Source organism: Tenacibaculum sp. 190130A14a (genome assembly GCF_964048965.1).
Lineage (GTDB): Bacteria > Bacteroidota > Bacteroidia > Flavobacteriales > Flavobacteriaceae > Polaribacter > Polaribacter polynesiense.
On the sequence record NZ_OZ040189.1, the window covers coordinates 1,207,699 to 1,222,297 of the forward strand.

Sequence of the window (14,599 nt, forward strand, 5' to 3'; positions counted from 1 at the left end):
TGGTTACAGAATTCTGTGTTCGACACTTTTTAAGAGGTGAACAACATATGTACGTTCACCCTAAAAATATGGTAGTTTAAAGAAAATATTATCACAAACTCTCTGTAAAATTGATTTTTGCTGTATTAAAAATATACAAATGAAATTAAATTTACTTGTCGTATTCCTATTCATAGGGCAATTATGTATCGCACAAAACTCCTTAACAGTTAGAGGTAAAATTGTAGATGCTAATTCTAAGCAACCTTTAGAATTTGTATCGGTGATAGTGAATAATAATAAAACGAATCAACCCGTAACAGGAGCAACCACAGGAATTGATGGTGCTTTTGAGTTAAAGACTAAAGTAAAAGATGTTAATGTAGAAATTAGTTTTATTGGATTTAAAACAAAAAGAATTACTACTATTAAAAATATAAACGGAGTAGCTAACTTAAATACTATTGAACTGGAAGAAGATGCACAAGAATTAGATGAGGTTGTAGTACGTGCGGAAAAATCTTCTACTGAGTTTAAATTAGATAAAAGAGTATTTAATGTTGGTAAAGATTTAAGTTCAACTGGAGCTAGTGCAATGGAGGTTTTAAATAATGTACCTTCTGTTAATGTTAGCATTGAAGGAGCAATTACTCTAAGAGGTGGACAAGGAGCACAGATTTTAATTAATGGTAAGCCTTCTGTCATAGCAAGTCAAGAAGGGAATGCATTAGGAACTATCGTTGCTGATCAAATAGAGAAGATAGAAGTAATCACCAATCCTTCTGCTAAGTATGAAGCCGAAGGTACCGCAGGTATAATTAATATCGTTTTAAAGAAAAATGATAAAAAAGGTTGGAATGGTTCTATTAGTTTGAATACAGGAATACCGAATAACCATAGTGTTGGAGTAAGTCTAAATAAAAGAACTGAGAAGTTTAATATTTTTAGTCAGATAGGGGTAGGAAAGCGTACTTTTCCAAATGAATCGAAAAGTTATAACTTAAATAGAACCAACAACAATGAAATTTTATCAAACGGGAATGGTGATAAGAACGAGCAGTTTTATAATATTACCTTAGGAACCGATTATTACATTAATCAATATAATGTAATTACATTGTCTGGAAATTTTGCTTATGAAATAGAAGACGAAGATTCTAAAACTCAATTTGATCAAGTTGAAGGTAGTAATGGAAATTTGAATAGTTCGTACAATCGATTCGAAATTACCGAAGCAACCAATCCAAAATTTCAATACGAACTTCAGTATAAAAAAGACTTTAAAAACAATAAAGAACAGAGTTTATTGTTCAGTGCGTTAGGAAGTTTTTTTGGTAAAGATCAGACATCTGAATTTAATAATGAAGCTATCGTTGGAATTGCAGATCCTAATCAAAAAACACGTACTGATTTTAAAGAAGCACAATACACATTTAAATTAGATTATACACATCCCATAACTGAAGCATATACTATTGAAACAGGGACGCAATATGTATTGAACGATGTAACAAATGATTATGCTGTAGATAATTTTCAAGGTGGTATTTGGGTGAACGATGTAAATTTGACGAATATTTTTGATTACAAGCAAAATGTATTTGGAGTATATATAACCGGGGCTTATGAAGGAGAACAATGGGGAGTGAAGCTTGGAGGTCGTTTAGAAAATACAGACTTAAATACAGTTTTACAAACTACCCGTCAGGAGAATGCTCAAAACTATACTAACTTCTTTCCAAGTGTACACACTTCATATAAAGTAAATCATAATTTTTCTATTCAAGCAGGGTATTCAAAACGTATTTACAGACCTAGATTATGGGATTTAAATCCGTTTTTTAATATTCGAAATCAGTTTAACATTTTCACAGGGAATCCGAACTTACAACCTGAATTTACAGATTCATATGAGTTGACTTCTATTCATAAATTGGGAAAACTTAATTTAAACTTTGGAGTATATTATCGAAATACCACAGATGTGATTGAAGATGTGTCTAGTTATAACACCACTACTGGAGTAACTACTCGTATGCCTCAAAATTTTGGGACTAGTAAAATAACTGGTTTTGAAGCAAATTATAAAGTTAACTTAACGAAATGGGCTTCTGTAAATGGAGATTTTAACTACAATATATTTAATAGAAAAGGACAATTTGATGCCGATAACAATTTCGATTTTGAAGGAAGTCGCTGGGATACGAAGTCTACAGTGAAATTTAAGCTACCTGAAAGTTTTGATTTGGAAGTGTCAGGGAATTATCGTTCAAAATATAAAACAGCACAAGGAACTGTTGCTAAAAATGTTTTTGCCAATTTAGGTTTGAGGAAAAAGATTATCAAAGGAAAAGTAATTCTAAACTTAAGTGTTCGAGATTTATTTGCCTCAAGAATTTTTGAATCTACGCAAGAAGGAACCAGTTTCTTTAGCAGTAGTAGCCGCCAAAGAGGTCGTTTTGTAACTTTTGGAATTAGTTATGGTTTTGGAAAAGGAGAAGCTATGGAATATTCAGCAAGAAAGAGATTTTAAACAAAAACAACAATTAACAATTATAAATTTAAATAAAATGAGAAAATTAATTATTACACTAATTTTAATAGTAACTGTAGGGGTAAATGCACAAGAAAAATGGACAGTAGATGCTTCACATTCATCAATTAATTTTGCCGTATCACACTTAGTGATTTCCGAAACTACTGGTTCTTTCGATAGTTTTGATATTTGGGCTTCTTCTAAGGAGAATTTTGAAGTACCAGTGTTTTCTGTATCGATAAAGACAGCTAGTATTAATACTAAAAATGAAGGAAGAGATAAGCATTTAAGAGCAAATGACTTTTTTGACGCAGCAACATACCCTAGTATAAAATTTGTACAAAAAGAGTTCAAAAAACGAGAGGGTAAGAAGATTGAAATATTAGGAGATTTAACCATTAAAGGTATTACTAAACCTGTAATTTTAAAAGGGAAGGTTAATGGAGTAGTTGCTACTAAATATGGAATGAAAGCAGGAGTAAAGTTACAAACTACAATTAAACGTACTGACTTTAAAGTAGGTGGAGAAGGTGGTTCTATAGGAGAAGAAGTAGAGCTTGTTATCAATTTAGAATTAAACAAAAAGAAAGCATAATTGTTCCCAGACTAATTCTTTGTTGTAAAAAATGCCCCACATTTAAATGTGAGGCATTTTTATTTATATAAGAGTGAATTATAACTTTTCCTTTAAAATTTCAATTTCATCACGTAATTGTGCTGCTGCCATAAAATCTAAAGCTTTTGCAGCTTCCTCCATTTGCTTACGTTTGTTGCGAATACGTTTTTCTATTTCAGCTTTTGGTAAATATTCCAAATCTTGTTCCGCTGCCTTTTGAATTGCAGCATCATATTGATGAGTCGTAATGGCTGATCTAGATAGGGTATCGTCTATTTTCTTGTTAATTTGTTTTGGAGTTATACCATGCGCAGAGTTATAATTAATTTGCTTTTCTCTTCTACGATTGGTTTCATCAATCGTCATTTGCATACTATTGGTAATTTTATCCGCATACATAATGGCTTTTCCGTTTACATTACGTGCGGCTCTACCAACTGTTTGTGTTAAAGAACGATGTGAACGGAGAAAACCTTCTTTATCAGCATCTAAAATAGCAACCAATGAAACTTCTGGAAGGTCTAATCCTTCTCTTAATAGGTTTACACCAATAAGTACATCAAAAAGTCCCTTACGAAGATCTTGCATGATTTCTACACGTTCTAAAGTATCAACATCAGAATGTATATAACGACAACGTACTTGAATACGTGTAAGGTATTTAGCTAACTCTTCAGCCATTCGCTTGGTTAATGTAGTAACTAATGTACGTTCATCTTTTTCTACGCGAATTTGAATCTCTTCAATTAAATCATCTATTTGATTTAAGCTAGGACGTACTTCAATTTCTGGATCCAACAACCCTGTTGGACGAATCACTTGTTCTACAAATAAACCTTCTGTTTTTTGTAGTTCATAATCTGCAGGAGTAGCAGAAACATAAATCACTTGATTTTGCAACATTTCAAACTCTTCGAACTTTAAAGGTCTATTATCCATAGCAGCAGGTAATCTAAAACCGTATTCTACTAAATTTTCTTTTCTACTTCGATCTCCTCCATACATCGCATGAACCTGTGGTACGGTAACATGACTTTCATCAATAACCATTAAAAAATCGTCTGGAAAATAATCTAACAAGCAGAAAGGTCTAGTTCCGGCTTCACGTCCGTCTAAATAGCGAGAGTAATTTTCAATTCCAGAACAATATCCTAATTCACGAATCATTTCTAAATCAAACTCTGTACGTTCTTTCAAACGTTTTGCTTCTAAATGTTTTCCTATTTCTTTAAAATAATCGTATTGTTTCATCAAATCTTCTTGAATTTGATGAATGGCATTCTGTAATACATCAGGAGAAGTAACAAATAAATTAGCAGGATAGATGTTCAATTGATTTAGTCGTGTAATGATTTCATTGGTTTCAATATTAAAAGATTCAATTTCTTCAATTTCATCTCCAAAAAAATGAACGCGATATGCACTATCTCCATAAGAAGGATAGATGGTAACAACATCTCCTTTTACTTTAAAGGTACCACTTTTGATTTCGGTTTCTGTTCGTGCATATAAACTAGTTACTAATTGATGTAAAAATTTAGTCCTAGATATTTGCTGGTCTACCTCAATTGGAATTACATTCTTTTTAAATTCAGTAGGGTTTCCAATACCATACAAACAAGAAACAGAAGCCACTACTAATACGTCTCGTCGTCCAGAAAGTAGAGAAGAAGAAGTACTAATTCGTAAACGTTCTATTTCGTCATTAATAGACAGGTCTTTTTCAATATAAGTTCCTGTTACTGGGATATATGCTTCAGGCTGATAATAATCATAATAAGAAACAAAATACTCTACTGCATTGTTAGGGAAAAATTGTTTGAACTCAGAATACAACTGTGCAGCCAAAGTTTTGTTATGAGCTAATACTAAAGTTGGTCTATTTACTTTAGCTACGACATTGGCAACCGAAAAAGTTTTACCAGAACCAGTTACTCCCAATAAGGTTTGAAACTTTTCTCCTTCAACAATTCCGTTGGCTAATTGATTGATAGCTTGCGGTTGGTCACCCGTAGGTTGAAACTCTGAAACAATTTGAAAATCCATAACTACAAAAATAAGGTATGAATTTATCTTCTTAATAAACTAAAATGGCTTTTTTTTGTTCGAACCTTTCCATTTTTATCTATAAGTTGTGCATTATACCAATAATCTGTAGAAGGAAGTTTAGAGCCATTGTAAAAACCATCCCATCCTCTATGATTTTTATTTGGAATGATGGCAACTTGTTTACCATATCGATCGTAAATTTTAACCGTTACATCTCGAAAAAAATCATTGTCAACTCCTTGGATTTTCCATGTGTCATAGACTCCATCATCATTTGGAGTGAAATGTCTTTGAAAGAAAATTACAGGAATTTCATCGGAGATAGTATCACCACAACCATTTCTGTCTCGAATGGTTATTGTGTAAATTCCTATGGGAAGGTTGGAAAAGGTAATGGAAGAGTTAGTACCATTTAAAAACAGATTTGAATTGCTAATCATGAAATCATAAAGACCTAGTCCGTCTACTGATATTGAAATACTGTTGTTGTTTAAAGAATCATCTATAACTGAAATATCAAGGATAACAGCTTTGCTAGATGCAATTACTTCAAAAGTATTAAAAGCATGGCATGGATTGATGAGTTGCGAGTTTTGTCGAATGGTTTCAACACGATAGGTTCCCGCTTCAGATGCTTCATATACAGCATTTGTAGCGTTGGAAATACTATTTCCATTAAAATACCATTGATAGGTGTCATTGGAATTTCCTGTTGAGGCATCTAAGCTAACCGTAGCTAAAGGTAATGTTCCTATAGGGAAATTTACACATAGTAATGTGGGAGTACTATTACCCTGCGGTATAGGTAAAGATTCTACAAAAATAGTAAAAGTAAAAATTGAAAAGCAACTCGGATCTGAATTGAGAGAGACACGAACAAAGATGTCTGATGCATTGGTGAAAAAGTCATCATTATAAGGCGCTAATATTGGATTGTTTTGAGCATTTGCATCATTTTGTGTTCTATAGAAGTTAATGGTATGTGTTGTTGTATTTATGGTTGGATTTAGCGTAAGTATTTCGTTAATAGTATTATTAAAATCATAGGTTCCTTGTCCATTACCTATGCTGTTGGTGGCTGATGGGTTATTTGCATTTTCATCTATTTCACAAACATAAACATCGCTAATATTGGTATTGTTTATAACCTCGTTTACTGCAAGTGATAATGTACCAAGAGAAAAACAACCCGTATTTCCGGAAGAACTAAAATTTACACGTACCACTAAGGTTTCAGGATTGGAAGTGTTTATATAATTTGTTTTAGGGAGTGGAGAAGAAAACGTGGTATCGCTTAAAGAAAAGAATTCAACTGTAACATTAGTAGCATTATTTGTTAAAGCAGCTTCTTGCGTGCTTAAGTCAAACGTTGTACTTCCATCATTTGGATTAGTATCGGAATCACATTTTTCAAAAGGAGGAACAGAAACTATTGTTGGAGCAGGAACAAATTCAACTTCAACTTGAGAATCTAAAGTTTTAGCACAGGTTGCTTTTAAGGTAGTAGTAAGTTTGTAGATACCCGATCCCCAATTAACATCATTAATAGTAAGAATAGAATCTGTACCGATAATGTTACCATCCTTTTCCCATGAGTATGTTGCTCCTGGTTCAATTCTTCCAGCTTTTAATCGATAGTCTTGACCAGCACAAAAGAATTGTTTGGTGTCACTGATTATTTGATCGGTATCGGCATTAAGTATAGTTGTAGGTAAGAAAAATGATTGAATAAAAGGAGGGAGTCCTTGAGCAGAATTTCGCCCATTTAAGTTTACGCCATTATGAACATAGTTGATACTATTTTTGTCGTTTTCAGGATTGTTAATGACACCCAATTGTGGACTCTCACTCACAGCGTGATAGATTTTTCCATCAGGACCTAATTGAAAAGCTCCTCTTGTTCCTCGGTAAGTAAAAAAAGGTGTACCTCTTGAATTATTGATTATTGTGATGTCTGGATTGCTGATATCAAACTGATACAGATTAGCTTCAGCAAATTGAGAAAAAATATCAGGTCCAGTGGCAATATATAGTTTGTTGCCTGATATAGAGAATTCTACACCATAACCAATATTACCATCTAAATTGAGTCTTCTTCCATTAGAAACTACTCCAGTAGTTGCTGAAAAGTCGTAAATAAAAGACCCAGCTTCAGAGCTAGCTTGTACCAATTTGGTACCATCTGGAGATAATTTTAGATAACCTCTGCTACTAAAAAAAATAAAGAAACCAATAGGAGAAATAACAGGGGTAGTATTAACACCTGTACTTGTAACTTCAAAAGCATAAAAGTTATCTCTATCGGCAGTAATAACCCAAAAAGAATCACAGGTCCTTCCAACAACCGAGGTTACTTTTTCATCTGCTGAACCTACCAACAAAACATTTTTGGTAGTGACATCTCCATTGCCTCCATTTAAACTCATATCGATAATGGAATATCTAAAACCATCTCCATTACCTTCTTGGGCATCTACTGTAAACAAATAGTAAATATTTGTATTGGAAGGGTTGGGTACAATTAAACCAGATTGAGTACTTGAATTATCACCTAATAAACCAGTACCATTTGGCATAAGATTATGATTTCTATCCCAAACCTGAATACCGTCAGAATAGAAGAGAAGATTTCCATTTTGATCTGATATAGAAGAGCAACCTTCTAAAGTGTTTAATTGTCCATTTGTAAGCGCAACGGGTACACCAGTACTAAAATCAAGACCCGCATTTCTTCCGAAATACCAAAAGTTAGCTTCATTTTGTGCCGTTAATATAATTGAGGAGTGAAGAAATAATAAGAGAATTAATTTCTTCATCGTACGAGTTATTATCTAACACAAAGTTAATCAAATAATTAGAGTTATTAAAGTACTCGATTGAAGATGCATTGAAAAACAGTGTTTTTCATGTGTTTTATAGAGGGCTTTTTCGAATATGTAATAGTACCCCATTAAAAAAGGTGAGCTATTTAGCTCACCTTTTTGTTTTTATAAATTATCTTCTTAGTAAAGAGAAGTGTCCTTGATGTTGGTGTACTTGGCCTTTTCGATCTACTAGTTGAATTTTAAACCAGTAATCACTTGAAGGTAATACATTACCATTGTAAGTACCATCCCAACCAATATGGTCAATAGGAAGAATGGCTACTATTTTTCCAAAGCGATCAAAAACATGAATACTACTTGAAGGATAAAAACTAGAATTAGCTCCTTTTATTTTCCATGTATCATTAAGACCATCTCCATTAGGAGTTAAGAACTTAGGATATTGAATAACTGAAACATCTAACCTTGCATTTGGTTGACATCCATCTTTATCTTGAATTACAATAGTATATATACCTCCTTTGATATTATTAAAAACAGGCTCGTCTTGGAATAATGTTTGAATACCGTTTTCATCAATAAGTGAGAATTCGTAATCTCCAATACCTAAGTTGTCATTTTCTGTAATAATTGTAATAGAGTAGTTGTCTAGTCTGTTGTTGTTTGTATCATCTACAATAACCACATCGTCAGCATCAAATGTTGGAGCAATAGATTCATCAACAACTATTTCTTCCATTCTTTCACAACCAGTACCATCTTGCATCGTAGCAGTAACTATATAAGTTCCTCCAACTTGAACATCTAAAAATGAATCAGTACTTAAAATAGTTCCTGGAGTTCCTCTTACATACCATTTATAATCGTAAGTGGCTCCTGGATTTAATGCTTCTAATCTTGTTTGTGGGTTGTTTAAACAAACAATAACAGGGGTCATTACAGTAAAATCAGGTAAAGGGTTAATAACGATGTTGAAGGTTAAATCATCATTTACACAAGAGGTTTTTGTATTTTGAACTCTTACATAAATTGTTTGATTGTTTGCAGTATTTTCATAAATATTATCGTTAATAGGAGAACTTCCTGTTTGTGCATCCCCTAAATTTTCATGAAAGGTTACATTATAGTTACTATGTTCAGTGGCTGGATAGTTTTGTAAAATCTCAGGGATTTTCGAACTTAAAGTGATATCACCATTAATTCCGTTAGTGTCACTCTGATTTGTGTCAGATGTGTTATCACAGCTTTCAAGATTTGTAATGTTCACAGGTAAACTAGGCTCTGGATACACAACTAATTGAAGTGTAGCAATTCCATTTCTACATCCTGTAGCAGTGTTTAAAATACTAACATGAATAACTTCAAGACCTGGGTCATCACTTAACAGATTCGCAGGGAAAATAGTTCTAGTAGGATCATTGGAGTAATTCGTTTTAGGAAGAGGAAGTACTCCATCAATAGCATCTTGACGTGTTCTGTGGTAAGAAACTTCAAAGTCACTTGAACTTCTTCCGTTAAGAACATCTGCATCTCTCTGTGATAAATCAATGTTTTGAGCAAGTCTATTTCTTGGGTCTCCATCACTCGCTGTCGCAATATCACAAACTTCTAAATTAGGAATAGCATTTGTAACAACAGGTAATGGATTGATAATAATATCGAATGTTAAATGATCATTGAAACATCCTGTACTATTGTTTACAACACGAACATAAATAGTTTCCCTATCTCTAGTTTGATTCGTATAGTTTGTATCATTAAGAATTGGAGAGTTACCAGTATTCGCATCTGTAGGAGAAGTGTGAAAGGTAACTGTATAATCCGTTAAAGGTTGTGTTGGTCCTAGAATGTCGTTTACACGATCTCTTAGGTTAATATTGATGTTAATTCCATCGTCAAAAGCTCCACTATCAAAATCGTCACAAAGTTCAAAGTTTGCTGCGGTATTAGCTAAAGGAGGTTGTTGTGCCCAAATTGTAAATTCACCTAACCCTGTACAGTCATTATTAACTGTATTTATAATTTTAATGTATAAAGTTTGAGGTGTTGCTGCAGGAACATTTCTATTTCTATAATTTGCTAAGTCAGGAATAGCATTTAATACAGCGTCTCTATCGGTTGTGTTTTCAAAAATTAACACATTTAAATTCGGACGCAATGCAGCAGGGAACAATGCTTTTACATCTGTTTCAACTGAACTAATATCGAAATTAGTAATTCCATCCGTATCATTATTATTGACTGTGTCATTACCATCAATATCTAAAAAGTCATCACATACTCTAAATTCATTGGTATATGCAACATTTGAAGAGTGTCCAATAACAATATCTATTCTAGATATTCTATAACAGTTTTTATTAGTAATTGTTCTTACCCAAACTGAATCACCATTAGATAAAGGATGAGCAGTTTGATTAATTATTTCAGCAGTATCATTTATCGCATCCGTTTGTGTTGGATAGTACTTAAAAGTTTCGTTAAGATAATTTGCAGAAATATTTTGTTGTGCTAAGGTAAGATTGATGTTTGAGTTTAAATCAGTATCATCATCACAATGTCTAATAATTGTTGGATCATTTACAATAACAGGTAATGGATTTACAACAAGATTAAACGAGATAGAAGCATCATTACACGCCGCATTATTTCTATTTTCAACTCTAACATATATTGTTTGAGAATTCGCAGAAGTATTTCTGTATGCAATGGTTTTATCTATTACATCAGTAGTTTTGTCTGTCTGCGCTCCTATAAGAGTAAAGTGATAAGAAACTTCATAAATAGCAGGATCTAAAGGACCTAAAATTTCGTTGTCTTTTGTATTTAAGATAAAGTTATTGAAAAAACCATCTGTATCACCACCGCTTACCACGTCATCACATTCTTCATAATCTACAGGATTTTGTGGCACTGGACTTCCAGTAACAGCAAGTGTAAAAGTTTCAACATCAAAACAAGCATTTGGTGCTGCTCTGTTATGTAATCTTGCATGAATGGTTTGATTACTAAATGGAGTTGGATTTGTATATGGGTTGGCTAACGCGTTTGCAGTATTATTATTGTTAGCATCTGCTGCATTTAAATAGTAAACAACTTCGAAAGTTGCAGGGTCTAATCCGTTTAATACTTGTGGAGTTACATCATTTTGTAAGTTAAAAGTATTGAATCCATCATTATCTACATCACAGAAGAATATATTATTAGGTTTTGTAGCTGTAGCCGCTTCGTACACCTCTAAATTAAATTTTGCTAATTGCTCAAGTACGTTACCGCAATTATCTGTTAGAGTAACTTTAAGTCTATATGTACCAGCGTTAGCAGGAGTGATACTATTCAGTGTTAAATCAATTGTACTTGAAACAATTGTAGTGGTAGTACCATTGTCAAAAGTCCATTCATATACCACATTCGTTCCTGTAACAGGATCCGGAGCAATTGTTTTTGTATCACCAATACAATATTGAAGTGTTTGATCATTAACAATATCACTTGTAACTTGATCCTTAATTTCAATAGGAAGTAATAACGATGATAAAAAAGGAGGCAATCCTTGAGTTGCTGTTCTACCGCCTAAATCAACCGTTTGATGAGAATAATCACAAGCAGCTCCAGCTTCATCAGGTTGGTTAATAACACTAATTCTAGTGTTTTGGTCACTGGTCCAATAAATTTTTCTATCTGGACCTAATTGTAAAGCTCCTCTTGTATTTACATAGCTATGAACTCTATATCTTGAAGCATTTACTCCAGCAATAGTTGGTTGAGTTACATCATATTGATATAAGTTTTCTGTAGACCCAAATCTCCAATCACCAGTAGAAACATAAAGTTTTTGACTTGTAATTGAAAACTCAGCTCCATATGCGTTTTCAGCTCCTACATTAATTCTTTGTGGACTTGAGCTTCCTCTATAATTGGATACTCTACCGGTAGTGTCGTCAAAGCTAAATAAATAAGCTCCACTTGTCATATTGGCCAAAAGTAACTTTTCACCATCAGGAGAAACTTTTAAATAACCTCTTGGGTCTGTAATACCTAAAGTACTAAAAGAAGAGACTACAGGATTTGCAGTGTCTACACCATTTTCATCAACTTTGTAAGCATAAAAATCACCATTTTGAGCAAATGAAATCACCCAGAAAGTATTACAACTACTAGCTCTTACGGCGGTAACTTTTTCTGTCCATTGGTTTTTTAATAAAGGAGCATGTAAATCAACAGGTCCGTTAACAATATCACCTCTACCACCATCTTGGGTCATATCAACGGTATAATACCAAAAACCATATTCTCCACCACTACCAACAACAGCTCCTACAGTAAAAAGGTAATAGATATTTGGTTTTTTAGGTGCTGGAACGGTTAATGCCGATTGTGAACTTGAAGAATCTCCTTTAAGAGTTTGTCCTCCATTACTAACATCAGAGAATGGCATTGGTTGATTGGATGCATTCCAGATAGTTAAGTTTCTTGCATTTGGAGAAGGTGCTCCTACATAGAATAGGAGATCTCCGTTTGCATCAGAAAATGAAGAGCAACCTTCAAAAGTATTTAACTGACTTCCAGAAACTGGAAGCGGTGCCCCTGAATTAAAATCTAAAGCGGCATTTTGTCCAAAGTACCAAAAATTAGCTTCTTTTTGAGAGTAAATAGAGGTCGATGTTATTAATACTAATAATACGAAGAGTAGTAGCTTTTTCATTAAATTAAAATTTGTTGCTAATATAAAACAACTAAACTACTTAAAACCCTCTATAAATCTCGTTTTTTTAACAAATAATATGATAGATAAATAAAAATCGTTGTCCAAACAAGTACAATAAGTATATTTAATGCACTTACAGAATAGTCTTTTGTGAAATTTTCTCCTATTTGACTAGCTACTGATTTTACTGCACCTAATCTAGTAAATGGCTCTTTTATCAAATTGGCCATTGCTTCTAGAGGAAGGTAGTTTTTGATGTTTTGAGCTGTATCCCAGCTTGATACAAATTTCCAGCCAAGTATACCATAAATTAAATTTTCAATAAATACCCAAACAATCATCGCTCCAACTGCGAATGCAGAACGTTTTATTAAAATACCTAAGAATAGTCCAAAAGAGAAAAAACCAACAAGTTTTATGAAAAATGCTACGAGATACTCTAGATCTGAAAAAATAATGGATAGTTCGTTGAAATCAGAATAAATCATTCCCAAGATTAAAGAAACTCCAAAAACGAAAAGTGTTGATATTAAAGCAAAAGCAACAACCGTATAAAATTTAGAAAGAATAAATTCTTGCTTGCTTAAACCATCAATTAAATTTTGTTTTAAGGTTTTGTAACTGTATTCATTAGCCATCATAGAAACAATGACCAAAAGAAGGAAAAATTTTAAGATAGCTGCAATATACGTGTTGAAATGCCAGATGTATGGAAAGTTGAAAATACCTTGATCAGCTAAGTGGAATTTTATAGGTCCAATGTCAAATTTTATGGCAGCGATGAGTGCAATTGAAGTTAATAATCCAAAATATATAATTGATAGAACTTTACTCGCTCTATTGTGTTTTAATTTGTGAAATTCAATGGTTAATAATCGTAACATAGCAGATAGGTTAGTTGTTGTTGGTTAAATTTAAAAATTGTTGTTCTAAACTTGGTTTTCTCTTTACTAAATGAGAAACTGTAATACCATTTTCAAATAAATATTGATTTATTTTGGCTGCAGATGTTTCGTTTTCTAGGCTAGCAATAACCAAGTCGTCATCAACATTAACGGTAGCAATATCATAATAGTTTTTTAAAGAGGTCACCAATTTATCAATATCTCCTTCTGTTTTAACTTCAATAATACCATTTGAAGCAATCATATTTTCTACTCTTCCGCTATACAATTTTACACCGTTTCTAATAACTACCACATGAGAGCAAACTTTTTCTACTTCGTCTAATAAATGGGATGCAAGTAAAATAGTAGTTCCGTTCTTAGCAATCTTTCTAATAATTTGGCGTATCTCATGAATTCCTTGAGGATCAAGTCCGTTTGTAGGCTCATCTAGAATTAAGATTTCTGGATTATTCAATAGGGCAGAGGCAATTGCTAATCGTTGTTTCATTCCTAATGAATAGGTTCTAAACTTACTGTTTCTACGTTCGTATAAGTTAACGACTTTTAATTTTTCTTCTATATTATCAGCAGGTACTCCTTTAATCTTACAGATAAGTTGTAAGTTTTGAATAGCGGTCATATATGGATAAAAGTTAGGGCGTTCAATAATTGCACCTACCTTTTTTAATGCTTCGTGTGTAGACATTGATCCGTCAAACCAACTGAATTCACCAGAAGTTTTGTTTACAACATTTAAAATAATTCCTAGAGTAGTGGACTTACCACTACCATTTGGACCTAAAATACCGTAGACATTCCCTTTCTGAATATCAAAAGAGAGGTTGTTTACAGCATGTATTTTTCCAAATTTTTTATCGAGATTTTTAATTGATAATATAGTTTCCAAAGCTTTTTTGGTTTAGTTAATTATATAATTATTTGACGAGTCAAGTTTTTAATTGTTACAATTTATAAAAAGAAAAAAGACTTTCAGGTATT

Annotated in this window: 7 protein-coding genes; 2 read left to right on the forward strand and 5 right to left on the reverse strand. The window is 32.9% G+C overall.

Annotated elements, in window-relative coordinates; all coding sequences use genetic code 11:
* Window positions 1-139 precede the first annotated feature (139 nt).
* Together ABNT22_RS05780 and ABNT22_RS05785 are read left to right on the forward strand one after the other, a co-directional pair.
* Complete coding sequence (locus ABNT22_RS05780) at window positions 140-2,512, forward strand: TonB-dependent receptor domain-containing protein (protein WP_348714976.1); 2,373 nt, start codon at window positions 140-142, stop codon at window positions 2,510-2,512.
* A gap of 37 nt (window positions 2,513-2,549) precedes the next feature.
* Window positions 2,550-3,110 carry a YceI family protein gene (locus tag ABNT22_RS05785; RefSeq protein ID WP_348714978.1) on the forward strand — a complete coding sequence of 187 codons (561 nt, stop codon included), beginning with the start codon at window positions 2,550-2,552 and terminating at the stop codon, window positions 3,108-3,110.
* A 78-nt stretch (window positions 3,111-3,188) separates the two neighbouring features.
* Here ABNT22_RS05785 and uvrB read toward each other — a convergent pair whose 3' ends face one another.
* The 5 genes from uvrB to ABNT22_RS05810 form a co-directional block, all read right to left on the reverse strand.
* Entirely contained in the window at window positions 3,189-5,177 is a 1,989-nt protein-coding gene (gene uvrB, locus ABNT22_RS05790; protein ID WP_348714980.1) for an excinuclease ABC subunit UvrB, read from the reverse strand.
* Window positions 5,178-5,200: 23 nt separating this feature from the next.
* Window positions 5,201-7,996, reverse strand: a complete 2,796-nt coding sequence (locus ABNT22_RS05795; RefSeq protein ID WP_348714981.1) for a T9SS type B sorting domain-containing protein — start codon at window positions 7,994-7,996, stop codon at window positions 5,201-5,203.
* Between the two features lie 178 nt (window positions 7,997-8,174).
* Window positions 8,175-12,710, reverse strand: a complete 4,536-nt coding sequence (locus ABNT22_RS05800) for a T9SS type B sorting domain-containing protein (RefSeq protein ID WP_348714983.1) — start codon at window positions 12,708-12,710, stop codon at window positions 8,175-8,177.
* A gap of 50 nt (window positions 12,711-12,760) precedes the next feature.
* On the reverse strand, window positions 12,761-13,597 hold the full coding sequence (locus ABNT22_RS05805) for an ABC transporter permease (RefSeq protein WP_348714984.1): 837 nt from the start codon (window positions 13,595-13,597) through the stop codon (window positions 12,761-12,763).
* 10 nt (window positions 13,598-13,607) lie between these two features.
* The gene (locus ABNT22_RS05810) at window positions 13,608-14,507 is read right to left on the reverse strand and encodes an ATP-binding cassette domain-containing protein (RefSeq protein ID WP_348714986.1); all 900 of its coding nucleotides are present in this window, start codon (window positions 14,505-14,507) and stop codon (window positions 13,608-13,610) included.
* Window positions 14,508-14,599 lie beyond the last annotated feature (92 nt).

Bases quoted from the DNA above. Each gene is read 5' to 3' on its own strand.
- ABNT22_RS05780 (WP_348714976.1), top strand. From the start codon at position 140: ATGAAATTAAATTTACTTGTCGTATTCCTATTCATAGGGCAATTATGT.
- ABNT22_RS05785 (WP_348714978.1), top strand. From the start codon at position 2,550: ATGAGAAAATTAATTATTACACTAATTTTAATAGTAACTGTAGGGGTA.
- uvrB (WP_348714980.1), bottom strand. From the start codon at position 5,177: ATGGATTTTCAAATTGTTTCAGAGTTTCAACCTACGGGTGACCAACCG.
- ABNT22_RS05795 (WP_348714981.1), bottom strand. From the start codon at position 7,996: ATGAAGAAATTAATTCTCTTATTATTTCTTCACTCCTCAATTATATTA.
- ABNT22_RS05800 (WP_348714983.1), bottom strand. From the start codon at position 12,710: ATGAAAAAGCTACTACTCTTCGTATTATTAGTATTAATAACATCGACC.
- ABNT22_RS05805 (WP_348714984.1), bottom strand. From the start codon at position 13,597: ATGTTACGATTATTAACCATTGAATTTCACAAATTAAAACACAATAGA.